23 protein-coding genes are annotated in these 23,662 nt (G+C 34.8%); 12 read left to right on the top strand and 11 right to left on the bottom strand.

The features are described from left to right. Positions 1–2 precede the first annotated feature (2 nt). The 4 genes from AAGD59_RS05430 to AAGD59_RS05445 all read right to left on the bottom strand — a co-directional run bounded on the left by AAGD59_RS05430 (position 3) and on the right by AAGD59_RS05445 (position 4,397). Positions 3–1,826: a phage terminase large subunit family protein gene (locus AAGD59_RS05430; RefSeq protein WP_341812905.1), complete on the bottom strand. Its 1,824-nt coding sequence runs from the start codon at positions 1,824–1,826 to the stop codon at positions 3–5. Then, positions 1,823–3,301 (bottom strand): ankyrin repeat domain-containing protein, encoded by a 1,479-nt coding sequence (locus tag AAGD59_RS05435; protein WP_265027863.1) that lies wholly within the window; start codon positions 3,299–3,301, stop codon positions 1,823–1,825. Before AAGD59_RS05435 ends, AAGD59_RS05430 begins: the two co-directional genes overlap by 4 nt. 19 nt (positions 3,302–3,320) lie before the next feature. Further along, positions 3,321–3,791, bottom strand: a complete 471-nt coding sequence (locus AAGD59_RS05440) for a hypothetical protein (RefSeq protein ID WP_265027864.1) — start codon at positions 3,789–3,791, stop codon at positions 3,321–3,323. 135 nt (positions 3,792–3,926) lie between these two features. Further along, positions 3,927–4,397: a Holliday junction resolvase gene (locus AAGD59_RS05445; protein WP_264377345.1), complete on the bottom strand. Its 471-nt coding sequence runs from the start codon at positions 4,395–4,397 to the stop codon at positions 3,927–3,929. Positions 4,398–5,270: 873 nt separating this feature from the next. Here AAGD59_RS05445 and AAGD59_RS05450 point away from each other — a divergent pair. The 5 genes from AAGD59_RS05450 to AAGD59_RS05470 are packed head-to-tail and all read left to right on the top strand — an operon-like array spanning position 5,271 to position 10,390. Further along, a complete protein-coding gene (locus tag AAGD59_RS05450) occupies positions 5,271–5,762 on the top strand; it encodes an RNA polymerase sigma factor (RefSeq protein ID WP_077188249.1) in 492 nt (163 codons plus the stop codon). Between the two features lie 51 nt (positions 5,763–5,813). Beyond that, entirely contained in the window at positions 5,814–6,611 is a 798-nt protein-coding gene (locus AAGD59_RS05455; protein WP_077188248.1) for an ATP-binding protein, read from the top strand. Positions 6,612–6,634: 23 nt separating this feature from the next. Further along, the gene (locus AAGD59_RS05460) at positions 6,635–7,123 is read left to right on the top strand and encodes a hypothetical protein (RefSeq protein WP_015587751.1); all 489 of its coding nucleotides are present in this window, start codon (positions 6,635–6,637) and stop codon (positions 7,121–7,123) included. Beyond that, positions 7,120–8,346: an AAA family ATPase gene (locus AAGD59_RS05465; RefSeq protein ID WP_077188246.1), complete on the top strand. Its 1,227-nt coding sequence runs from the start codon at positions 7,120–7,122 to the stop codon at positions 8,344–8,346. The genes AAGD59_RS05460 and AAGD59_RS05465 overlap by 4 nt, the downstream gene beginning before the upstream one ends. A gap of 22 nt (positions 8,347–8,368) precedes the next feature. After that, positions 8,369–10,390, top strand: coding sequence for an AAA family ATPase (locus AAGD59_RS05470; RefSeq protein WP_341812906.1), 2,022 nt, complete (start codon positions 8,369–8,371; stop codon positions 10,388–10,390). A 12-nt stretch (positions 10,391–10,402) separates the two neighbouring features. On the opposite strand, the gene AAGD59_RS05475 is transcribed toward AAGD59_RS05470, so the two are convergent. Further along, on the bottom strand, positions 10,403–11,512 hold the full coding sequence (locus AAGD59_RS05475) for a hypothetical protein (protein ID WP_265027866.1): 1,110 nt from the start codon (positions 11,510–11,512) through the stop codon (positions 10,403–10,405). Further along, entirely contained in the window at positions 11,478–12,674 is a 1,197-nt protein-coding gene (locus AAGD59_RS05480; RefSeq protein ID WP_265027867.1) for a hypothetical protein, read from the bottom strand. Before AAGD59_RS05480 ends, AAGD59_RS05475 begins: the two co-directional genes overlap by 35 nt. A 341-nt stretch (positions 12,675–13,015) precedes the next feature. Here AAGD59_RS05480 and AAGD59_RS05485 point away from each other — a divergent pair, with 341 nt between their 5' ends. The 5 genes from AAGD59_RS05485 to AAGD59_RS05505 all read left to right on the top strand — a co-directional run bounded on the left by AAGD59_RS05485 (position 13,016) and on the right by AAGD59_RS05505 (position 18,421). Beyond that, positions 13,016–14,647: a recombinase family protein gene (locus AAGD59_RS05485; RefSeq protein ID WP_265027868.1), complete on the top strand. Its 1,632-nt coding sequence runs from the start codon at positions 13,016–13,018 to the stop codon at positions 14,645–14,647. Further along, the gene (locus tag AAGD59_RS05490) at positions 14,577–16,040 is read left to right on the top strand and encodes a YifB family Mg chelatase-like AAA ATPase (protein WP_265027869.1); all 1,464 of its coding nucleotides are present in this window, start codon (positions 14,577–14,579) and stop codon (positions 16,038–16,040) included. Before AAGD59_RS05485 ends, AAGD59_RS05490 begins: the two co-directional genes overlap by 71 nt. Before the next feature lie 83 nt (positions 16,041–16,123). Next, positions 16,124–16,588, top strand: coding sequence for a hypothetical protein (locus tag AAGD59_RS05495; RefSeq protein ID WP_265027870.1), 465 nt, complete (start codon positions 16,124–16,126; stop codon positions 16,586–16,588). 238 nt (positions 16,589–16,826) lie between these two features. Then, positions 16,827–18,023, top strand: coding sequence for a cell division protein FtsZ (gene ftsZ, locus AAGD59_RS05500; RefSeq protein WP_010962790.1), 1,197 nt, complete (start codon positions 16,827–16,829; stop codon positions 18,021–18,023). Next, positions 18,023–18,421: an EVE domain-containing protein gene (locus AAGD59_RS05505; RefSeq protein WP_007549395.1), complete on the top strand. Its 399-nt coding sequence runs from the start codon at positions 18,023–18,025 to the stop codon at positions 18,419–18,421. Before ftsZ ends, AAGD59_RS05505 begins: the two co-directional genes overlap by 1 nt. A gap of 228 nt (positions 18,422–18,649) precedes the next feature. Here the strand turns inward: AAGD59_RS05505 and AAGD59_RS05510 are convergent, their stop codons facing one another. Further along, on the bottom strand, positions 18,650–18,781 hold the full coding sequence (locus AAGD59_RS05510) for a hypothetical protein (RefSeq protein WP_255322244.1): 132 nt from the start codon (positions 18,779–18,781) through the stop codon (positions 18,650–18,652). Between the two features lie 24 nt (positions 18,782–18,805). Here AAGD59_RS05510 and ybeY point away from each other — a divergent pair, with 24 nt between their 5' ends. Beyond that, positions 18,806–19,258 carry an rRNA maturation RNase YbeY gene (gene ybeY, locus AAGD59_RS05515; protein WP_010082473.1) on the top strand — a complete coding sequence of 151 codons (453 nt, stop codon included), beginning with the start codon at positions 18,806–18,808 and terminating at the stop codon, positions 19,256–19,258. 86 nt (positions 19,259–19,344) lie between these two features. After that, positions 19,345–20,133 (top strand): succinate dehydrogenase iron-sulfur subunit, encoded by a 789-nt coding sequence (locus AAGD59_RS05520; RefSeq protein WP_010082472.1) that lies wholly within the window; start codon positions 19,345–19,347, stop codon positions 20,131–20,133. A gap of 3 nt (positions 20,134–20,136) precedes the next feature. Here the strand turns inward: AAGD59_RS05520 and AAGD59_RS05525 are convergent, their stop codons facing one another. The 4 genes from AAGD59_RS05525 to AAGD59_RS05540 are packed head-to-tail and all read right to left on the bottom strand — an operon-like array spanning position 20,137 to position 23,570. Further along, a complete protein-coding gene (locus tag AAGD59_RS05525) occupies positions 20,137–21,273 on the bottom strand; it encodes a hypothetical protein (RefSeq protein ID WP_010962793.1) in 1,137 nt (378 codons plus the stop codon). Positions 21,274–21,315: 42 nt separating this feature from the next. Continuing rightward, on the bottom strand, positions 21,316–22,095 hold the full coding sequence (locus AAGD59_RS05530) for a GNAT family N-acetyltransferase (RefSeq protein WP_006280097.1): 780 nt from the start codon (positions 22,093–22,095) through the stop codon (positions 21,316–21,318). Then, entirely contained in the window at positions 22,085–22,567 is a 483-nt protein-coding gene (locus AAGD59_RS05535; RefSeq protein ID WP_141457025.1) for a phosphatidylglycerophosphatase A, read from the bottom strand. The genes AAGD59_RS05530 and AAGD59_RS05535 overlap by 11 nt, the downstream gene beginning before the upstream one ends. Before the next feature lie 19 nt (positions 22,568–22,586). After that, positions 22,587–23,570: an NAD(P)H-dependent glycerol-3-phosphate dehydrogenase gene (locus tag AAGD59_RS05540; RefSeq protein ID WP_006280098.1), complete on the bottom strand. Its 984-nt coding sequence runs from the start codon at positions 23,568–23,570 to the stop codon at positions 22,587–22,589. Between the last annotated feature and the right edge of the window lie 92 nt (positions 23,571–23,662).

A 23,662-nucleotide genomic window follows, 5' to 3' on the forward strand; every position in this document is an offset into this window, starting at 1 on the left:
TACTACTTGCTGATCCATTTACTTTTCACTATTTTCTTTGATTTTTTACTTTCTGGTTTTTCACTTAAACTATTCCATTTACTCTCTGGCCATCTGTCTACTCCCAGTGCTATCGATGCTGCTCTTGCGTAAATTCGGCAATCAAGTACTTCATTTCTTTCTCTTACCTTCTGCCACTCCTGTTTGGTGTATCCTTTTACTACCTTGCTGACTAATTGCTCTGCTGTTAGCTGCTTAAAATATTCAGGTGCATACTCCGGAAAATGACAATACCCTGCTGGCACTTTCTCTTCTTCTTTTAAAACATTAAGTAATTGAAAAAGCTCTGATTTTAATATCGATACTCCAACTGGCCAGAGCTTTATTCCTTTTTTTAGCTTTTGACCACCAACTGTTATATCAACTCTACTTGGGCTGCTAAGTGGTACTAGTGCTTTATTTACACCTTTGACTGCCATCACTCTTCCAGATCCTTGATGACCTCTTACCCAGTTGTATACTTCTTGCGTTGCATATCCAGCATCAACTGCCATCATGCTTATCATGTATTCAAGCCCATTTTCACCAATAAAATGATGATTTAAGAGCTCAGAGAGTTTTCCCCATACTTCTCCTCCTCCAGTATCACCTTCAAATACTCGGTAGTCTATTGACCAATTTTCACGGCTTCTTCCCCAGGCTACAACTTCTACTTCTAAGCGGTCTTTTTGAACATCTACTCCTGCTGTGAGAACTACTTCGCCTTTTGGTACTGTGCCAATTTGATAAAATTCTCTTCTGTTAAATAATTGCTTCCAATCTGGTACTTCTCCTTTATCTACACAGGTTTCTCCTAAAGTGGTATTTATCCAAACCTTCAGTAATTGTTCACTCTCTTTTGCATGGAGAAAATCCTCTACTGCTTGTTGCCAACTATACCAGCCAACTGGACTATAAAGACTTGAAAGATGAAATCCTTTTTTCTCACCTTTTACTCTATTAGTAGGCCTCCATTCTCCACGCTCAAGCATCTCTGTTTTTTGATGATTTTCTATTTTGCCGCTACATTCAGTGCAGACATAATGTGCTGTTCTTGAGTCGTTGTTTTCCCATTTTATTTGTGCCCATTTTAGAACTTGATAGTAATTACAATGCGGACATGGTACAAAAAAATATCTCTTATCTGTTGCTTCAAACTCCTTCTCAATTCTGCTTATTCCATGAATCGTTGGTGTTGATACTAAAAAAATCTTTCGCCGTGCAAATGTATTAGTACGGGCTATGCTGAGTAAAACTGGATCTCCTTCACCTCCTGAATCTCCTGGATAGGCATCAATCTCATCAAGAAAGAGATATTTTACTGGCATAGATCTCAGTGCTACACTGCTATTTGCTCCGGTTATTACTACTATTCCACCTGGAAATTCCTTACTTTGCACAGTATTGCCCGAATCTCTTGACCTTGGGTCTTTTACTTTATTTTTTAAACATGGCGTACTCTCTATTAACGGTGCAAATCTTCCCTTCGACCAACGCTTTCCCATTTCAACTGTTGGCTGTACTACTAACATTGGACCTGGTGTTTGATCTATGATATAGCCAATCCAATTATTTCCTGCTTCTGTTCCTCCAATCTGCGCTCCTTTCATGAATACTACTTTCTCCGCTGACGAAGATGGAGAAAGTGAATCCATTATTTCTTTTAAATAAGGAGTTCTTTCTGTTCTCCATTTACCTGGCTCTGATGCTGCAGTTGGCGCTAAAACTCGATACTCATTCGCCCACTCTGATACTTTAAGCTCTGGATCTGGTCTTAAACCTTCAGAAAAAGCTCTAGCGTATATCATTGTCTGCATCTACTCATAATTTGTTCTATCTCAATATTGTTAACAGTAGAGTTTATTCCTCCACACTCCTCCAATTCCATAAACATCTTTTTCTGAAATTCGTTTTCTATATATCTTTTGCTCATCTCACTTATCATTATTGCTATAATAAGCGCAAATATCCCTGTTATTGTTGCAAAAATGATTGCACTGCTTATTGTTGTTGCTGTTAACCCTATACATACCGCTATTGCTACTGCACTTACTGAGGTAAAAACACAGATCACATTGGTGTATTTTCTTACTTTTGCATCTCTATGTTCTATACACCTATAATAAACTGGTACAGACTTGCCTATCTCGTCTGGTAATTTGATGCTCTTTTCTTTAAATAAAGTTTTTAGCAACTCTAAATTATTTGACTTGATTGCTAAGTGCAGAACAGGTGTATAATTTGCTCCTTTTGTCAGCAATAACTTTACTACATGTAAATGCCTTTTTTCTGCAGCAAGGTAAATCGGTGATAGACCTTTATTATTTGAAATATCAATATCAATTTCTTCTTTTAAAATTGCATCTACAATCTCAATTTCTCCTCTTTGTGCAGCTAAATGGAGTAGACTATTCTTTTCAGAACCGTATTTATTACTCACCAAAGCCTTCTTTATCTCAGGTTTAGCGTAATCAAATGGTGTCTTGCCGCTATCGTCTTTTACCAGAGGGTCTATATCTTCTCGTGTTAGTAAAACCTCTATTGTTTTAAGTCTTTCAGCGTAATGTAGTGGCGTTTTATTTTCGTAATCTTGTAAATTGACTTGAGCATTAGGCTCCCTTATTAAGCATTTGAGAATATCAAGACATAAGTCTCTTTCATCGTAATTAGTATTACTTACAGCTATATGAACAGGCGACAATTTCATTGAGTTTTGTCCCATACGTGCACTATTTACATCTGCTCCAAGTTTCAGCAGTAACTTTACTATCTCTAACTTTTTATTATTAACTGCATAGTGCATTGGTGTCTGATTTCGCGCATCAAAGACATCTATTTCAGCTTTTCCTTCTCTTATCAAAATCTTTACAACTTCTGCATGTCCTATTCCTGCTGCTAGATGTAATGGCGTATGATGCAGAGCATTTCGTACATTAACGTCAATACCTTTTCCTATCAAATATCTGACTGCATTAACTTCACCTATCATTGCAGCTAAATGAAGTAAACTATCTTGTTCTGACCCGTATTTGTTACTAATTAACGCTTTCAATATTTCTGCTTTTTTCTCTTCTTTGGCGTAATCAAGAGATGTTTTACCTTCATTATCTTCCACAAAAGGATTAATGTTCTTCTTCGTGAGTAACAAATCCACCATACTTAATTCATCAAACTCTATAGCGCAATGTAGTGGGGTTTTTCCGTTTAATCCTCTAACATTTACATCTAATCCAGGTTGATTAATGAGACACTTTATTAACTCTAAACTTAAGTTATCAGCCATTTTATATTCAAAATCTTTCTTATATTTGAAATTTAGTATTAGATAATTCTTGTAATGAGTTTGTAATCTCTTCAGTTAGCACCATATGAATCTTTTCAGTGTCACTCAGTGATGCAAGCAATGCTGAAACTCTATTTGGAATATTAAGCAAATTATTACGGACAACTCTTGCTACGTTAAATGCTTCAGTTTTTACCTCTTCAATTGACACAAATTTGCCTATTTCAGCTTTCACTTTAGCTTCCAAAAGTTTACCACGTTCGGTTTCATTTTTTATTCGCGTTTTTAGCAATATCGTTGAAAGTGTTTCTCCGCACTCTTTTCTCCTCAGTGGTTGACTTGGATCTCTTATTGCTGCTACCGCTTCATTTGCTTGTTCTCGGTCAATAAGTCCATCTTCCAGCTCAACTATTCCTTTTTTTACTAAAGAACAGACATATTGCCTCGAAAACCCTTTTTCCCTTGCCCATTCTGCTTGCGTAATTCTCACCTTTTTTTTCTCCTTATTTTAGCACTGCTCAGCTATAATTTCGTAAGTAGTTAACATTTGAAATATGTCTAACGCTAAAGAAGGTCCGAGGTCAGGACCACCAAACCCGCCAGCCTGGCCAAAAGGACCCACTTTTTATGATATTTCTAACATATTAAAATCTTTACTAAAATTCATAACATAGAACATTAATGCTAAAGAATCTGCTTCATTATCATCTGTTGGACAAAAACCCTTTTCCTGCACTGCTTCAATTACATCAGCTTTACTTGCATTGCCCTTGCCAGTTATAAAACGTTTAATAGTCTTAACCGAAACACCTTGATAGGGAATATTACTTTCTTCGCACCAAGCAGAAAGGTGTGCTAAAAACCCTCCATAGATATGTGCAGCATCAGTTCCCAAGTGTCTTCTCACTTCTTCAAAGTATACAACTTCAATGCCTGGAAATTTATACTTAAGTGAATTAAGCCAATTACGAAAATTTAAAAACTGCATTCCACCACCACTAAACCTGCTAACATGAAAACTCTTACTTCCACTTTGCACTATTCCATCATTTAAAATAGTCCAGCCGGTTTGTTTGCCAAGATCTAGGGTGAGCATTTCCTTTCAATTGCCGAGTACATATATATACAAGATTTGAAAAAATTACGTCCAAAAAATCTTTAATTTTCGAAATTTAACAACTAACATAAAAACTCTTTTACAGCCAGTTTGTTTACCAAGCCTTTCAATTGTTGTGTACATATATATACAAGATTTGAAAAATTTTCGTCCAAAAAATCTTCAAATTTTTAGGAATTTTTTTTATAATTCTTGAATTTGAAGACCTTTCAAACGGGTTTCTCTACTTTTAGAGGTTTTTATTATTCTACTCTTATATTTTATATGTTTTTATATATGTGTATATTTTTATATATGTATTATATATATATATTATATATAAGGGTTTCAGGAAGCTAGAATCCTCCATATTGGCGGACTTCAGATATGCCGTTCCTAGGAACGGTTTTAGGAACGCATGGTGAAAACCTGCCATACAGGCTAATTCTAGATTCCTGCTTCCTAATTCCTGATTTAGGAAGCCAGTAATTAGGAACGGAACTTAAGGTTATAGAGAGCATACTTTTCAACTATTTTCCTCTTAAAAATTTAAGCTATTCTTTTAATAGCGAAATCCACATTTTTAGCTCTTTAGGTGATATTGAATTTCAAAATATGAAATTCTTATATGTTTTTAATATAACTTTAGGAAGCCTGAGCTACCCATTCTTAAAAATATTGAAATCCATTCAAAATAGGTTCCAAAAACCTGAACTGTATTATTTTAAATTGCATCAGTATTATTCTCAAAAAAAAACAATAGAATATCAATAGATTAAAAATTGCATCAGTATTATTTATTTTTGCTCCTGTCCTACATAAGGGCATTAATAACTTCCATCCTTAAAGCATTAATTTGTTTTAGGGAAAACCATGAAATTAAAAAATATAGCTATAATTGTTAAAAACGTAAAATACCAAGCCTATAGACTAAAACTTGCTAAGTGCTTTATTGATGAGAATAACGAAGACCTTGAGCAAGAACTCTTCTGTGAAATTTGGCCATGCCTTGATCAGTATGATGAAGATAAAAGTAGCTTTAACACCTTTGTAGCAAGATTAACTGAAAATAAAGCTATTAACCTGTTAAAGAAACAGCGATGTGCAAAACGCGATATCAATAACTATATTAGTATCGATGTAACAGAGCTACTTGAGGGTGAAATAACAAAACGCATTGATGTAGACTATATGATCTCGGTTTTACCAAAGGAATGGCAAAATATATGTGAGCAACTTAAATTTTTTAACTTACATGAAGTTGCCAAAATGAACAACGTTTCAAGAACCACTTTAAACAATATTATCAAGAAGATACGTGCCAAACTTTCTCCTATTTACTACGAAGGCAAAAAGAAAAATTGAACAAAATTTTTGCCTTTCTTGTATATATATACATCGTAGCATGGATAAATAATGGTTCTTAAAATTTTGAATAATAATGAAAGATTGCAAACAATATCAACTGTAAAAATGGTCATCTTTGGTCCTTATGGTATTGGTAAAACAAGTCTCCTAAAGACCGTAGATGAACCAACACTTTGCCTTGATTTTGAAGCAGGGCTTCTTGCTGTTCAAGATTGGCAAGGAGATTCAATTAGTCTTCGCACTTGGAATGAAGCTAGAGATATTGCTTGTCTTATAGGGGGGCCTAATCCTGCGCTGAAGTATGATCAAGCATATAGCCAAAGACACCATGAACATGTATCTGGTAAGTACAAAGATCTTTTCCCTGAGTTTTCTAAATACCGATGCATCTTTGTAGATAGTATAACCGTTGCTTCACGTTTATGTCTATTATGGGCAAAAATGCAACCTGAAGCTTTTTCTGAGAGATCGGGAAAACAGGACATGAGAGCTGCCTATGGATTACTTGCTCAGGAGATGATGGCTTGGCTCAATCAATTTCAACACATCAGAGACAAAGACATCATCATAGTTGGCACTTTAGGTCAATATCTCGATGATTTCAATCGTCCAATTTGGCTACCTCAATGCGAAGGGACTAAAACTGCTAGTGAGATTCCTGGAATAGTTGATGAAGTAATCAGTATGGTTGGAATCAAGAGAGATGATGGAACGGAGAAACGCTCTTTTGTTTGCCACACTTTAAACCCTTGGGGATACCCAGCTAAAGACCGCAGTGGACGCCTGAGTATGGTTGAAGAACCGCATTTAGGCAAGCTGCTTACAAAGATTAAAAGCAAGTTTTAAAATTTAAACATGGAGAGTGATATATGTTACAAAACCTATTAACTGATTTTAACACTGTAAAACCGCAAAGTAGATTGATACCAAAAGGTACAATAGTAAAGGTAAAAATGACAATCAAGCCTGGAGGTTATGAGCATTGGTTTACTAAAAGCCCCACTACCGGTAGCATTTATTTAAATACAGAATTTACCGTTATTGAAGGCCCATACGCAAAGCACAAAATTTATCAAATAATTGGTATTAAAAGTAGTAAAGCAGAAGATACTTGGGGAGAAATGGGTCGTTCTATGCTTCGCAGTATCTTGGAATCGGCACGTGACATTCATCCACATGATAACTCAGAAAATGCAATCCTTGCTCGTAAGTTAAATTCAGTTGCAGAATTAAATGGCTTAGAGTTTACAGTAAAGGTAGGTGTTATAACTGATGAATATGGAGAGAAGAACAAAATTGCCTCGGTAGTTACTCCAGAATACCGCAAAAATTATGAAATTGACAGAGTACCATTTTGAAGTACGACGAGGAAAAGCTTTGGTCTGCTGTCGTTACTAGAGGTATTCAGGACGCAGTAGGAAAAAACCCAAAGCTAAGAGAAGAAGCAATTAATTGGCTGAATTCAAAATCTTTTGAAACTGTTTGTGAGCTAGCTAATCTCAACTTTACACGTATGAAAAATATGTATGGGAATTTTATGTCTAAAAAGCAAAAAGAGTTAAAGATGTTATTGATTGATAATATCAAGGAGTGTGTTTCTTACCTACTTCCAAATGGTGAGTTTTACCGAGAAAAAACTTATATTGGAGACTTAAATGGAAATACAATTACAGTTAAAATAGTAGGTAAGGAAGCTGGTGATTGGCGTAATTTTACTGAAGGAACTGGTGGTGATATTATTGATCTTTGGATTTTAATTAAGGGTGATATATATTCTGCTAGAAAGTGGCTCAATAAAAAATCAAAGAGTGGAGAAAAAAAAGGGCGGAAAAGAGAAGAAAAAATATTTTCTGTAAAGCAGTACTTAAGTGATCAATCACCAATACCAGAAGATATAATAGCTCCACGAATTCTCACTCCAGGTGGTCTTTTAGTCATTGGTGGTACGCCAAAGGTTGGCAAAAGTTATTTTCTTCTCTCTTTGCTTGCACATCTTGCAGCAGGAGTGTCGTTTCTTAAGATGAAGTCAGCAAGGCCACTAAAAATAATCTATCTGCAAAATGAGATGGAGTACAATTATATCAGGGAACGCATACAACAAATCATAACTAATCAAAGGCTGCCAAATCTAGCAGAGGAAAACTTGATTGTTACTACAAAGATGAGATTAACTTTAAATGATGAAGGTATAGAGAGAATAAAAGATATAATAGGAGAAAAATTTAAAACGATAGATCTTATCGTTTTGGATTCTCTTGACTATGAAAATATGTTTTCTGGCCTGCAAAGCAGAGTAGAAAAACTACGTTCTGTAATTAATCCTATGGCTGGAATCATTATTACACGTCATACCAGAAAAGTATCCACAGCTACACTCGCAAAAAGTCCTTTTCAAGCTTTAATTGGTGCTAATGCTTTAAGAAGTTTTTATACATCTGGTATGGTAATGTTTCAACCAAATAAACGTGCAAATGTCTTGCAAGTAGTATATGAGCTAAGAAACGGTAAATCAATACCAGCAAAATTCATTAGCAGAGTAAATGGGCGTTGGCAGAACTCTAAAGTTATAGCTACGGCTTAATTTATCCACAAAAACCGACACTATGCTAGAGCTAAAAACTCAGCTTTTGCAAAACATCAGATCTTGTCTTTTTCATCTTTTACCAAGAGGGACATTTCGTGGTGATAAGTTTTATGTAGGTGATGTACAGGGTAACAAGGGCAAAAGTACTGTAATAGAGTTAACAGGCGAAAGAGCCGGATTATGGAAAGATTTTGCAACGGGAGAAGGTGGTGACATTATTGATCTTTGGGCAACGGTACACGGGAAGAATGCGAAAACAGAATTTCCTGAAGTAATGCTCTCAATAAGTGAATGGCTTGGCATCAAAGAAAAAAATAATATTAGAGATCTAGAACAATATCTGACTTGTAGTTGGAACTACTACGATGAAAATAACCAATTGATTGTAATAGTCTACCGTTATGATCCTCCTTTAGAGAAAAAACAGTTTAAACCATTTGATGCTAAAAAGCAGAGATTCAAAGAGCCAGAGATAAGGCCGCTCTACAACATTCCAGGTATCTTAAAATCAGATAAGGTTGTTCTGGTTGAAGGAGAAAAATGCGCAGAAGTACTTATAGAGAAAGGAATAACTGCAACAACAGCAATGTTTGGAGCAAATGCACCTATTGATAAAACAGATTGGACTCCGCTAAAAGGTAAACATATTATCATTTGGCCAGACAATGATGAAGCAGGTAATAAATATGCTAAAAACGCTGAAAAGAAACTTTTAGAACTTGGTGTTGCATCACTTGCTACGCTTAGGATTCCACCAGATAAACTAAGGAGTTGGGATGCTGCTGATGCTGTACAAGAGAATATAGATATTTTTGACTTCATCGAAAAAAACTCAAGAAAAATAATTATTAAATCACCGCTTGATATTTTTAGCTGGAGTGTGGAGCGTTTTGTAGGTCCAGTACCAAAGCAAAGATTCTTAGTTGAAGGATTATTTCCTTTGGGTGTCACATCTATTTTAGCTGCAATGGGTGATACTGGTAAAGGTATGCTTCTTCTTGACCTAGCCCTCAAGGTTGCAGCTAGCATAGATCAGGTATGCGGATTTGGCCAACTTGTTACTGAACACGGATCTGTTGTGGTATTTTCTGCAGAAGATGATACAAATGAAATACATCGTCGCTTAGAACGACTTGATCCCAAATGTGAAAGATTAAAATATAAAGATAGGCTATTTATTGTACCACTGCCAAATATAGGAGGATCTTTTGCCATACTTAAGAATGTTCGCGGTAAAGTTGTAGAAATATCTCCAGAATTTGAGTCTGTAATGAAGCAGCTGAGCAGGATAAAGGATTTAAAGCTCATTATATTTGATCCCCTTGCTTCTTTCATTCATGCAGATTTAAATGCTGATCCAGCAGTAGGGGATTATCTCATGTGTTTATTATCTGATTTAGCATGTAGCACTGGAGCTTCAATAATTACTGCCCATCATATGAGAAAGCTGAAGGGAGAAAAGCCTATATCAACAGTAGAGCAAGCACGAGATGCTATTCGAGGTACTTCTGCTCTCGTAAATGGAGTCAGGTGTTCTTTTGCTTTTTGGCCTGTTGAGGATATAACTAAACCAATGATTTTTAGATCAATTGGAAAAATCCCAAGACAAAATGCCTTATTTTATGGAGCTGTTGTTAAGGCAAATGGCCTGGCTGATCGTATTGTACGTACTTATCTGAGAAATGAAGAAACAGGACTATTGGAAGACATTACTGAACAATTAAAAGCTCAAAATATTAGCGATAAAGATCTAAAAATATATCTTATTGACTCAATTGCGCGAGCTGCTATTTCAGGACATCCATTTACTCATACAGGAAGTGCAGGAATACATAAACAACGACATAGACTGCCTGAAGTTTTTCATAGTATGGGAAGAGATAGATTAGAGCGTATAGTGCAAGAGCTTTTACAGGCAAAGCAAATAGTTAAAGGAATGGCTAATGGTTCAAAAGAGGATAAATGGCTTGATATTAAAACAGGACCATTTGCACGTGGAGTGGGAAAATTTATTCATGGAGCTGAAAAAAACTATTTTTGATAACAAAAAACTCTATTTTTTTATAGTCAAAGTAAAAGGGTTAATACGATAACCATGTGATGATCTTTGCCAACCAAGGGTTTGTATTACATCATCACGTTCAATACTTAATCCTAATTTCTCAGCCAATGTAGCTTTGATCGTTTTTTGCATCTTGTTTAATGGTTTTCTGATTTGATGTTCTAAATCTGCTTCTAAACTAAGTCCCAATAGTTTTTCTAACTGATTAATATTGAGAAGTGTATGTTTTTCAGGTGGTAACTCTTTCTCACAGTCATGTAAAAATTGCTTGAACAATATTCGAAAAATATTAAGGCATGATGCAGCTTTTTTATTTATAACTTCAACGCTATTAACATATACCATACCTTTAACTACCTGTAACTCCAAAAGCTTTGTTGGCACAATTGGTTCAACACGTTTAAGCGAAATATATGAAGCTGGTAAAACTTGCAAAGAAGTATTTTCTACTACCTCTGGTACTTCTCTTTTAGCTGCTTCTTGAAATATCTCAGTTAAAGTCTTAAGCTGACAAAACAGTTTCACCATTGGCACTACGTATAGATTCAGTAATAGATTCGGTATATCTTTTTTTAGAGTAATTAGAACTGTCGGATGGACTCTAAGTTTATCTATAGTGAGAAATATTGCATCAGTACAAAAATCAAGAATTATTAGATTTACAATACGACCTCGATTACAAATATAATAAACTCCTTTTTCCACTTTTTCCCACATAAGTCTTGAATCATTCAACTTAGTTTCAAACCATTCTATGATTCTCTCTGTATTTAAGTATATGGATAAGAGATGAAATCTCTGTTTTTGATAAGTATTAGGCAGAATATGACGAGAACAGTTTTCACAAATAGCGTCATCACATGCTTCATCAAAGTCTGGATCAATGAAAATCTCATTGCTACAATTTGGATCAACTACATTTGGCCAATCAAGATGATCTTCTTCACGGGAACAAACAATATAGTACCTTTCTTGCATTTTTATCAATCCAAGGTCGAATAAGTATCTTGCTGTTTGAATGTGATTTCGACTTGGATCAACCCAAGAACTATTTGAACTTAAAAGATCAGCAATTTGCTCGTGAAAGGATTTTAAGACCATAAGATTGTTCCATATGTTTCTTCAGGTCCTCTCTTTCTTTTTTATTGAGTGGATGCTCTGAATAATAAATTTCCCCACTTATTTTGAAAGAAAATGTTACCTTTTTGTTTTGGAACATTACTTTAGCTGATTGAATAGATTGTAGTATGTTGCCAATAGCTGGCTTTAAAATATGTAACTCTGGTGCAATAGGATCATACGGCTTTACACTTAAAGTAAGATATGTATTACTATTTTTAAAATAATCTGACTTAAAATTTAACTCAAATATACAAATGTCAGAGTCAGAACCATCTATACATGCTTGAAGAAATTTGTGCACTTGTAATGGAAAGTTCTTATCTTGTATATTTACAAAAGTACATTCGCAGTCAAAATACCCACTTACAATGCTATTTGCTATTTCCACAGCCTTGTTAGTATTTTTAGCACAGAGATTAACCTGAGTGCCATCAAGAGAAAAATCTAAAATCATCCACTCAGGTTTATGACCATGAACAACTTTGTTTGAATTAAGCAGTAAATCCATGTCACTTCCTCGACGTACAAACATATATATTCGATCTTGGTGATGGAAAAAACCCTGCAACTGGTCATCATCCTTAAGTATCTGCTCTACAGTTTCTTGTGACATAAATGCCTTAAATGAAGTATTTATTTGTCTTGGTGATTTCTGTAGAGCAAATGATACGAAACCTTTCTTTTGTACTTTATCAAAGTGATAAACAGATTTTAGAAGTTCGCAATTTATGTGAAATAGTAAAAACAATAAGGATCTTTTATCATACTTGGTATTATTTTTTACCAGGTACGATCTCATTAACTTCTCAGTCAGAGCAAATCTTGCCACTTCACTGACCGTAGCCTCAAGTTTCGTACGATCAAAGTAGCTAATTAGATAATAGTCAAAAAGAGAGTCAGAGTAACTGGTAACTATCTTACGTTTTTGTTGAGTGGATCTATCGTCATAATCTCCGTCCTGAAAAAGCTGTCCATTTAAATGATTTTTAAAGCAATGCTGAAAAATGATACTCAATTGTCTACCAGAAAGAGAATCAAGCCATAGTTTACGTAATTCTAAATCTTGAAAGCGATCTAGTAAAAGATTAACGGGAACTTCTAAATCACTCTCCCAGAATTCATTACTTGGATAAACATTCATAACAGATTAAATAAGCTATATCATACATAATATGATAATTTAAGCAAAGATTTTTTGGACATAATTTTTTCAAATCTTGTATATTTATTAGGGAGAATTTCTTGTTTGCGCAAACTAGACAGCTTTTTTAAATAAGGTGTTTAGTTTAAAATGGTAAACGTTTTCTTTTAGCTATGGCAATAGAAGTCTCCTAACCTATAAGAAAATTCACAGGAAGAAAAACATGCAAAAAGGGGATTTAACTATTTATTGCCGTTATGAGCCCAGTCGGTTGGCAGGTACATATTTGGCAGATGCTTATGAACAATTATTGAAATATAAAATAAAGGAGGTAGAAGAAAATGACAACCGTAAGCTTGTATGCAAGAGTTTCATCAAGACAACAGGCACAGGAGAATACGATAGAGAGTCAGATTGTAGAATTGGAGCGTCGCATTAGTAGCGATGGACATGAATTATTAGATGAGCATAGGTTTGTTGATAATGGTTACAGTGGATCAAACTTAGAACGTCCTGGCTTAGAGAGTTTACGTGATAGAGTAGCAGAAGGTAAGATTGATAAGATATACATTCATTCACCTGATCGGCTATCACGGAAATTTTCATATCAAATGATCTTACTCGAAGAGTTTAAAAAGGCTGGATCTGAAATAGTATTTTTGAATCATAAGTTTGATGATAATCCTGATTCCCATTTATTTCTACAGATTCAGGGAGCAATAGCAGAATATGAACGTGCAAAGATTATGGAACGAAACCGTAGAGGTAAACTTCATGCGGCCAAAGCTGGGTGTATAAGTGTGATGGGTAGGGCGCCTTACGGTTATCGCTACATAGCAAAACATGTAGGTGAAGGAAGTGCTCAATTTGAGGTTGATGAAGAAGAGGCAAATATAGTGCGTAAAATATTTAGTCGGGTTGGCCAAGAAAGAGCAAGCATAGGAGAAGTTGTACATGAACTGAATAAGATACCGGTAATAACACGAACAGGAAAAAGGTATTGGAAAAGGAGCACTATTTGGAACATGTTAAAAAATCCTGCTTATATAGGACAAGCAGCTTATGGTAAAACTAAGACATGCTCAAAACCACAAGTAAAAAAGTCAAAAAAAGGAACTTGTGGTAAACTTAAAAGTGGTCGCTTTAATAGTGATAAAGAGAACTGGACTTATATTCCAGTACCAAAAATAATCAATGAAAATTTATTTGATTCAGTGCAAACACAATTAGCTGAAAATAGACAAAGAGCAAGAGTACGGCAAAGAAGAGAAACATATTTATTGCAAGGTTTAATGGTATGTCAACGTTGTCAATATACTTATTGTGGTACAAACCACGTTCATAAAAAGTCGACATATTATTACTATCGTTGCTCTGGTACAAACTCTAGCAAATTTAATGGCAATAAAATCTGCGATAATAAATCAATACGCACTGATATATTAGATGGAGTTATATGGGAAGAAGTCAAGAGTATCTTGAAAGAGCCAGATAGGATTGCAAATGAATATCAACGTAGATTATCAGAGAACAAAAAACCTTTACATAATCAAACACGTGAAAAGCAAGAAAGTAAGTTAAGATTAAGTATCAAAAAATTTATTGATAGCTATGCTAAAGGGTTTATAAGCCAAGAAGAATTTGAACCAAGAATCACAACAATGAAACAGCATTTGAAAGAAATTGAAGAAGAGAAAGAAAGAACGCTTGATCAAAAAAAACTACAACAAGAATTGAGCCTTGTTACAGATAGCTTGAAAAACTTTTCCTCAAGTGTTGAATCAAAGCTTGATCAAGTGGATTGGCAGACTAAGCAAAATATTATTAGAATGTTAATTCATCAAATTGAAATCAATCACAATCACTTGTATATAGTATTTCGCATAAAAAGTCTTGCAAATTTTGATCAAAATAGCCATAATAGAATTATGCAATGTTGTACTAGCAGTCAATATTGTTGGCTTGCCGGATAAAACTGTTGCAGAATCCAGAGAGCGCATCAGAGCAGCGTTAAATTCAATCAATCTACTACTACCTCCAAAAAGAATTACAGTTAATCTCTCCCCTGCGGATTTGCTGAAAGAAGGCAGTCATTATGACTTGGCTATTGCTATTGGACTACTTGTTGTAATGAATGTGATACCAGTTGAAAAAGTTCAGTCTTATATAATCATGGGTGAACTGGCTCTTGATAGCAGAGTTATTCCAGTTTCAGGTGTGCTGCCAACAGCAATTAATGCAAAAAAGGACAATAAAGGAGTAATTTGCCCGAGAGGAAATGGTGTAGAAGCTGTATGGGTGAAGAATGTTTCAATTCTGGCTATAGAGAAATTAACTGATATTATCAGACACTTTAAGGGTGAGCAATTAATTCAGCCAGTAATTTTTAATTATAGTGATGCACCCAAAGAAAAAAGATTGGTTCCCGATATGAAGGATATCAAAGGCCAAGTTGTTGCAAAAAGAGCAGCTGAAATTGCAGCAGCAGGTGGGCATAATATGCTTCTTGTTGGCCCTCCTGGTACTGGAAAATCAATGCTTGCTAAGCGCTTTATAGGATTGCTGCCTGATTTAACCGAACAGGAGATAATTGATGTTAATATTATTTCCAGCATAACAAAAACTGGTAATGAAATATTCAAAGTAACTCGTCCCTTTCGTGAACCTCATCATTCATGCTCTATGCCAGCGATGATAGGGGGAGGAAAGAATGCAAAACCTGGAGAAATTACCATGGCTCACAATGGCGTGTTATTCCTTGATGAGTTGCCAGAATTTCCAAGACTTGTGCTTGATTCTCTGCGCCAACCACTTGAAGATAGAAAAGTTACCGTTGCAAGGGCAAATGCTCACATAACCTACCCTGCAAATTTTCAACTGATTGCTGCAATGAACCCTTGCAGGTGCGGTTATTTAGGTGATGCAAGCAGATCGTGCAACAAAGCTCCAAAGTGTGGCACAGATTACAAAAACAAAATATCAGGCCCATTGCTTGATAGAATAGACATATGCATTGAAATGCCAAACGTTAGCATACTCTCTCCTGAAATCTCTGTGGAGGGAGAAAGTACTAAAATCATAAGAGAAAGAGTGATAGCAGCAAGAAAAGTTCAAACTGAGCGCTATAGTGAATTAAATATTCGTTGCAATTCAGAAGTAAGCGGTGAAGCATTTAATAAATTTACTGAACCAGATCAGGCAGGGTTAGAATTGCTAAAATACGTACTGAAAGAAAATTACATTTCCAATCGAGGCTACACACGCGTATTAAAAGTTGCAAGAACTATTGCAGATCTTGCAAAAAGTGAAGAAGTAAAAAGAGCACACATTGCTGAAGCGCTCAATTACAGAATAAAGGTATATTAAAAAATTAGTTTACTTGACAGGCAATTTTTTTTACTATATGCTTCCTTAATGAAATTTTAACATTCTATTTAAGGAGTAGAGTTATGGCATTAACAAATTATGAGTATAGAAAAGGGGGTGGCATTTTTCATGCTATTTCAGAAGGATATATACGAGCTGAAAAATACTGGGGAATTCCTGGTGCTGCTGGTGGAGCTGGTCAGTACGCTATGCATAATAAAGGGAGAACAGCATTATTTCCGCTTGCAGTTGCAAGTGTTGTCTTTACAGCAATGCATATGAAAGCAGGCTTTGTTAGTGCAGCAGAAGCTTCTGGGTTTCTTGCTAAGACTGCCAGTTACTTTGTTGGAACAAATCAAGCAATAGCTGCTTCATTACCTGGATTTATCGGAACAGGTGTTGCTGGTCAGATAGTTGCGGGTGCCATAATGGCAATTGCTGCAGCTGCTGTTCTTTATGGAACATATCAAATTGCCTCAAAATTAAAAGATGTTGCGGTTGAAGCATTGAAAGGGGAAGAGAAAGATAAGGAAGCTAATAATCTTTAACAAAATAAAAAGGGATAGGTTTCTGTCCCTTTTTATAAACGTTTTCTATTTTTTGCATCGGTTAAGTGATGTCATCTAAGAATCTAGTTATTATAATTAACGGCACTTATTAGTATAAATGTTAAGAATAAGTAAATCCCGTTTACTGTTTACGCCTATAGAAGTGAAAAGTATTTGCATATTATTAAAAAAGCGGTAACTTATTATCAAGTGAATTCGCTAAATTTGAGTAATTTAAATGTCTATTGATCTTAGTCTGCCGGAGTTACCTATATTGCACCCAAGGATTACCGTTGTGGGAGTGGGTGGTGCTGGTGGAAATGCTGTGAATAACATGATCCAATCTAATTTGCAAGGAGTGAATTTTGTTGTCGCAAATACCGATGCTCAAGCACTAGAAAAGTCGTTATGTGATAAAAAAATTCAGCTTGGCATTAATTTAACTAAGGGTCTTGGTGCTGGTGCTTTGCCTGATGTTGGCAAAGGTGCAGCAGAAGAGTCAATTGATGAGATTATGGAGCATATAAAAGATAGTCATATGCTTTTCATCACAGCAGGAATGGGCGGTGGTACTGGAACCGGTGCAGCACCGGTAATTGCAAAAGCAGCCAGAGAAGCAAGAGCCGCAGTTAAGGATAGAGCGCCAAAAGAAAAAAAGATATTGACTGTTGGAGTTGTAACTAAACCGTTCGGTTTTGAAGGTGTGCGCCGTATGCGCATTGCAGAGCTTGGACTTGAAGAACTGCAAAAATACGTGGATACACTTATTGTCATTCCAAATCAGAATTTATTTAGAATTGCAAATGAAAAAACTACATTTTCTGATGCATTTAAACTTGCTGATAATGTTCTGCACATTGGCATCAGAGGAGTAACTGACTTGATGGTCATGCCAGGGCTTATCAATCTTGACTTCGCTGATATAGAAACAGTAATGAGCGAGATGGGCAAAGCGATGATCGGCACCGGAGAGGCAGAAGGAGAAGATAGAGCAATTAGTGCTGCAGAGGCTGCAATATCTAATCCATTGCTTGATAATGTATCAATGAAAGGTGCGCAAGGAATATTAATTAACATTACTGGTGGCGGAGATATGACTCTGTTTGAAGTTGATGCTGCAGCCAATAGAGTGCGTGAAGAAGTAGATGAAAATGCAAATATAATATTTGGTGCTACTTTTGATCAAGCGATGGAGGGAAGAGTTAGAGTTTCTGTTCTTGCAACTGGCATTGATGGTCGCAATAATAAATCAGAAACTTCACCTATAAGTCAGAGCGAAGACTCAGAGAAAGAGAAATTTAAGTGGCCATATAGTCAAAGTGAAAGTACACAAGACAAAACACTGGAAACAAAACCAGCTGAACAGGTAAGCGAAGGAGCTAAGTGGGGCAGCAATATCTATGATATACCAGCTTACTTAAGAAGAAAAAAATAATGCAATTTTGGCTACTTAAGTCAGAGCCAAGTGAATACTCATGGCAAAAAATGGAAAAGGAGCAGGTAGTTGAGTGGGATGGTGTGCGCAATTATCAAGCTCAAAATTACATGAAAATTATGAAAGCAAGCGATCTTGCGTTTTTTTATCATACAGGTAAAGAGAAAGCAATACTTGGAATCGTTGAAGTATTTAAAGAGTATTATCATGTTAATGATCCCAAGTTCGGATTAGTGAATGTAAAGTTTTTGAAACCTTTAAATAACCAAGTAACGTTAAATAATATAAAACAAAACCCACTTTTGAAAAATATGACTATATTAAAACAACCACGTTTATCAATTGCCCCAGTTTCGGAAATTGAATGGAATGAAATAATAAGGATGAGTGATGTGTAATACCTGTCATTTCAGTTCCTAAATGATGTCATCTCAGCACACAACGCACAGCTGTATGAATATTTGTCTCGAAGGCAGTGCATTAAACGTTATAGCCGATTTTGCATCAAACACAAAGGTGTCATTCCAGTTCTTGACACTGGAATCCAGCCTTAATGCAACCACATTAAAGCCGTTGTGTTTTAATATAAGATTAGCTACTTTTATATTCACTAACTTGATGTCTAATCAAAATTCCTGGATCCCAGTGCCTAGACACTGGGATGACATCCTTCTAGTGTACAATATTCGTACAGTTGTGTACATGACACAAGGGTCTATAACTCTTCTTTTTTGGATTCCAGTGTCAGCTATTTGCATGACACCCTTACTGATGTGTCACTCATGTTAGAAGTAAATATTCTTGACAAGAAATGGTGCAGCATTATAGAAAATCCTAAAAATTTTGTATTAGGTGTCATCAATGCTTCTCTAAAAGAATTAAAAATAGACCACTATAAACCAAATATATCAATAGCTCTGGCTGATGATGACTTGCTACATCAACTTAATTTAAAATTTAGAGAAATGGATAAGCCAACTAACGTACTATCATTTCCGTATGAACAATTGTCTAATGAGTGCGATTTAGGAGACATAGCAATTTCAATAGACACAATAAAAAGAGAATCGCATGAGTATTATATACCCATTCTTGCTCACATTGCACACATGTTAGTGCATGGATTACTGCATTTACTTGGTTATGATCACCAAAAAAAAGATGAAGAAATTATAATGAAAAATCTAGAAAGAGAGATTTTAGCTTCGCTTGGCTACAATATGTGTGCGATTTAAAAGGAATTTAATAAAAATATAGTAGATGATAATAAAATATGTTATCTACAAAGGGTTTTAGCTATAAACAATAAAAGGTAAGTGATATGGTTCAGTTTTCTTTGCCAAAGAATTCTAAAATTAATCAAAAGGGCAAAATTTATCCTATTCCTGCTAGAGCAAAAAACATCAGAAGATTTCAAATTTACCGTTGGTCTGCTGATGACGAGAAAAACCCTAGAATAGACACATTTTTTATTGATATGGATAGTTGTGGCCCTATGGTACTTGATGCATTAATAAAAATAAAGGATGAAATAGATTCGACTTTAACTTTCAGACGTTCTTGTAGAGAAGGCATATGTGGATCTTGTGCCATGAATATTGACGGAACCAATACTCTTGCATGTACTAGATCTATACATGATATAAAAGGTGACGTAAAAATATATCCATTACCTCACATGTATGTAATAAAGGACCTAGTCTCGGATTTGAGCCAATTTTATGAGCAATACAAATCAATTAAACCTTGGTTACAAGCAGATAAGCCTGCCCTACCAAATAAAGAATACTCTCAATCTTCTGAAGATAGAAAAAAATTAGATGGCTTGTCCGACTGTATATTATGTGCTTGCTGTTCGACTGGTTGCCCAAGCTACTGGTGGAATAGTGATAAATTTTTAGGACCAGCAATACTATTACAAGCTTACAGATGGATTGCTGACAGCCGTGATAATAAGACAGGTGAAAGACTTGATGTTTTAAACGACCCATTCAAGTTGTATCGTTGTCATACAATAATGAATTGCACAAAAACTTGTCCTAAAGGACTTAATCCAGCAAGAGCAATAGCGAAAGTAAAACAGCTCATGGTAGAGAGAGAAGGAGTTTAAGTATTATCTTTTGCATTCTTCGTAAGAGAACAGCAAACCTTCCGAAGCGTAGGGTATTGTTAATACCCTGAACGCTTTTCCGTTTGTGAAGTGCATCGTATCATCGTACGATTCAAATAATTTTTTGAACAACTCATGTCTTTGGTTACTAATAGTTTGAAAATCCTCTTTTTCTAAAAGCTTTTTAGATTCGAAGAGGTAAAGCATAACTTCGTGATAAGTTGGGTAAGATGCCAAAAATTTTGGGTCAAATTGAAAGGTTTTTATAAAAGCATTATTATAAAATTTTAGCTTTTGATTCTTACTATATATTACTATAGCAACCGGTAACCTCTCAAGCAAATTTTTCTGTGTAGCTAAATAACTGTTTAATTCAGTATATAATTTCTCTGCATCACTAACATCTTTCCCATACATTACTATGCTACCAGAACCTTGTATTGGAATTTTAACAAAATCGAAAACCTTAGGTTCGTTCTTATAAGTTATGACATGTCTTCCTGGTTTTGTGCTATGAGCGCTACCGGTAATAGCAAATTTCTTAGAACCATCTACATATTTATCATAAAACAAGTTATAAAATTCCACCTTTCTACTCTTGTTATATCTTAGTATTGGAAATGGTAAAGAGTTGAAAACGTTTTTATAGCTCTCCACTTCCTGTGTAAGCTTACTATTTTCTAACTCAAGTCCGTTAGCCTTTATCTTACAGTCTGAGACATTCCTTATCCATAACAGCACACCTATCACATTGTTAGAATCATCTATTATGCTTCTACCGTAACATATGCAATAAACCTCACTGTCTTTTGACTTTAAATCTAGAGTAAAAGATTTATTTATTTCCTTTGCCTCAACAAAATTTTTGATTAAGCTTTCTGATTGCTCAAAAAAATTCACAAACTCATTAAATGAGTAAAAAACAGTATTAAGCAAAATTAGTAAATTGGGAGAGAACTTTTCTATACGTTTTTTTGCATCCCAAATATAAAACCCATCATTCACAGTATCAATCAAATTATTTATGATAACATTTTGATGCTGTAAGTTCTTAATCTTATTACTAATTTTTAATTTAGAATAAGAGAGAAAGAATAATATTAGAATCAATATTAAAACCACTTCATACAAAAAAAACATAGCACTTTTAAAACAAATGTAAAAATTTGTAACCGCTCAGAATTATGCTGAAGAGGTATATAAGTAAAGATTGCCTAACATTTGAAAGCCCAATCTCTTATAAAGGTTCACAGAAGATTTCATACAATGTGCTACTATATATTTGCATTCAAGCTGTTTAGCTATCTTTATTCTTTCTAAAACCATTTGGGTACCTATTCCACGATTCCTGTAAATTGGTAAAACTCCATCACTATAAAAACCAGCTACGCTATCTTGAACATAAAGACCGCATGTCCCAATAATTTCATTATTTAGTGTTACAAGAAAAAATCTTAATCTTGAGTTCTTATCATCATAATTTGATAATCCGCGAAAAAATGTGCTGACAATTCCAACGCCATGATAAAAAATTTTAGAAGTGTGTAGATCTAACTGTTCTAAGAGGTTGCTACCATTCACAGCATTTAACCTCAAGTTTGGAATAACATCAGCAGGTAAAAAGTAATTTTTCATATTAAGTAAAGCTTTTTTTGGTGTGCTAACGTGTTTTATTTCACACTTTTCTAAAATATCTCTTATTTTCATATGTGAATTTATTACCCATGTTGCTTCTATATCTCTTGTTCTGAGATAATCTAGAGTTTTTTGTATAGAAAGCTCGGTACATTGATCTCCACAGAACACAAAATTAAATAATGACTCCCTGGTACCATTTATTGTAAATATGATGTTATCAAATTCATCGTGTACTTCCCACTCAGATAAATTCGCTGTGTACAGTATATAATCCTTTAGATTTTGAACAATTAAGCTTGAATAATAAATTTTTTTATCCTGCATACACCAACAATAAACAATAAAAGGCTCCTATAAGAACACAGGCTAAAATTGCAGCTATAACGTCATCTAGCATAATACCTAAAGGACCTTTGGTATTTTTATCGATTAAATTTATAGGCCACGTTTTTATTATATCAAAAAACCTAAAAGAAAAAAAGCACAACAACAATGAAGAATAATTCATCTCTTGGCTTAACAATATCGAAACTAAAAGTATCGTCAGCAATTGACCAACCACTTCGTCAATTACTACCTCTTTTGGATCACATGAAGTCTTGTAATGTTTTATATAATTACCTGTAGACCATAATCCAATTAAGAATAAAAAAGAAATAATTGCTGCACCTAAAATTTTGTTGCTCAGGATTACAGGAACAAGCGGAAAAGAAGCCAAACTACCCACAGTACCTGGCATTTTTTTTACTGTTCCAGACAGCCACCACGTTGATATTAATTTATATAAAAATTTCACAATATATCCAAATACAAAATTAACTTATAAGAACAGAAATAGTATCCTCTATAGAGGCGCTTTCATACAATAATCTATAGACCGCTTCACATATAGGCATTTTTATCTTTAGCTTTCCTGCTAAATTAAATATGGACTCAGCAGTGCTAAAACCTTCAATCACTGACTTGCCTTCTGACAAAATCTGCTGAACATTAAAGCCATTATCACTATTACCTATTTTAAACCCAAAAGATAAGTTTCTTGAATTCAAGGATGTGCATGTCATAATTAGGTCACCCAGACATGCTGGCCCAAGTAGTGTATTTATATCCACACTACCGTCACCAATTTTTGCTGAGTATAAAGCCTTAATTTCGCTCATACTTTTCGTAATCAATGCTGCATGAGCATTAAACCCAAGTTTACTACCTAGAACAATCCCACACGCTATAGCAAAAACGTTCTTTAACGCTGCACAAATCTGTACTCCTATAATGTCGTTACTAAACTCCAATTTAACATTTTCTTGTTGCAGCTCTGATACTAGCTTTGAACCTAATGTGTTATTTTGGCATGCAAGAACCATTGAATAGGGTAATTTTCTTGCAACTTCTACAGCAAAGCTAGGACCTGAAAAAATAGCAATAGGATTGTTAGGTAAAATTTCATTTACTATTTCACTAGGTAATTTTAATGTAGACTTTTCTATTCCCTTACAAGCTAAAATTATTGCTACATCTTTTTTCAGATTACAATTATGCAATTGCTGACATACCTTCCTCAGAGACTGAGTGGGAACAGCGAGGATTGTTACTGAAGCATTAATTGTGTCTTCAATAGCCAATTTTACTGACACATTATCAGAAATTCGACAACCGGGTAGCTTGTCACTTTCTCTTTTCCCGTTGATTGATTCAAATGTAGTTTCATTGCGAGTCCACAAAATCACATCTTTCTTACTACCTAATGAAATTGCGATTGCTGTACCCCATGCACCAGCACCTAAAATTGATATTGCCACACAATATTCCTGAAAATATTACTTATACTTTAAAATAGTAGGATAAGTAAATTAAAAATATAACACAGACATATAGAATAGTTAAATATTTA

It is taken from the genome of Wolbachia endosymbiont (group A) of Cephus spinipes (assembly GCF_964026895.1).
In the GTDB taxonomy this organism is placed as follows: Bacteria; Pseudomonadota; Alphaproteobacteria; order Rickettsiales; family Anaplasmataceae; genus Wolbachia; species Wolbachia pipientis.

Bases quoted from the DNA above. Each gene is read 5' to 3' on its own strand.
- AAGD59_RS05505 (WP_007549395.1), top strand. From the start codon at position 18,023: ATGCAATTTTGGCTACTTAAGTCAGAGCCAAGTGAATACTCATGGCAA.
- AAGD59_RS05480 (WP_265027867.1), bottom strand. From the start codon at position 12,674: ATGAATGTTTATCCAAGTAATGAATTCTGGGAGAGTGATTTAGAAGTT.
- AAGD59_RS05460 (WP_015587751.1), top strand. From the start codon at position 6,635: ATGTTACAAAACCTATTAACTGATTTTAACACTGTAAAACCGCAAAGT.
- ftsZ (WP_010962790.1), top strand. From the start codon at position 16,827: ATGTCTATTGATCTTAGTCTGCCGGAGTTACCTATATTGCACCCAAGG.
- AAGD59_RS05530 (WP_006280097.1), bottom strand. From the start codon at position 22,095: ATGCAGGATAAAAAAATTTATTATTCAAGCTTAATTGTTCAAAATCTA.
- AAGD59_RS05495 (WP_265027870.1), top strand. From the start codon at position 16,124: ATGGCATTAACAAATTATGAGTATAGAAAAGGGGGTGGCATTTTTCAT.
- AAGD59_RS05470 (WP_341812906.1), top strand. From the start codon at position 8,369: ATGCTAGAGCTAAAAACTCAGCTTTTGCAAAACATCAGATCTTGTCTT.
- AAGD59_RS05455 (WP_077188248.1), top strand. From the start codon at position 5,814: ATGGTTCTTAAAATTTTGAATAATAATGAAAGATTGCAAACAATATCA.
- AAGD59_RS05430 (WP_341812905.1), bottom strand. From the start codon at position 1,826: ATGATATACGCTAGAGCTTTTTCTGAAGGTTTAAGACCAGATCCAGAG.
- AAGD59_RS05435 (WP_265027863.1), bottom strand. From the start codon at position 3,301: ATGGCTGATAACTTAAGTTTAGAGTTAATAAAGTGTCTCATTAATCAA.
- ybeY (WP_010082473.1), top strand. From the start codon at position 18,806: ATGTTAGAAGTAAATATTCTTGACAAGAAATGGTGCAGCATTATAGAA.
- AAGD59_RS05485 (WP_265027868.1), top strand. From the start codon at position 13,016: ATGACAACCGTAAGCTTGTATGCAAGAGTTTCATCAAGACAACAGGCA.
- AAGD59_RS05445 (WP_264377345.1), bottom strand. From the start codon at position 4,397: ATGCTCACCCTAGATCTTGGCAAACAAACCGGCTGGACTATTTTAAAT.
- AAGD59_RS05450 (WP_077188249.1), top strand. From the start codon at position 5,271: ATGAAATTAAAAAATATAGCTATAATTGTTAAAAACGTAAAATACCAA.
- AAGD59_RS05525 (WP_010962793.1), bottom strand. From the start codon at position 21,273: ATGTTTTTTTTGTATGAAGTGGTTTTAATATTGATTCTAATATTATTC.
- AAGD59_RS05475 (WP_265027866.1), bottom strand. From the start codon at position 11,512: ATGGTCTTAAAATCCTTTCACGAGCAAATTGCTGATCTTTTAAGTTCA.
- AAGD59_RS05520 (WP_010082472.1), top strand. From the start codon at position 19,345: ATGGTTCAGTTTTCTTTGCCAAAGAATTCTAAAATTAATCAAAAGGGC.
- AAGD59_RS05510 (WP_255322244.1), bottom strand. From the start codon at position 18,781: ATGCAAATAGCTGACACTGGAATCCAAAAAAGAAGAGTTATAGACCCT.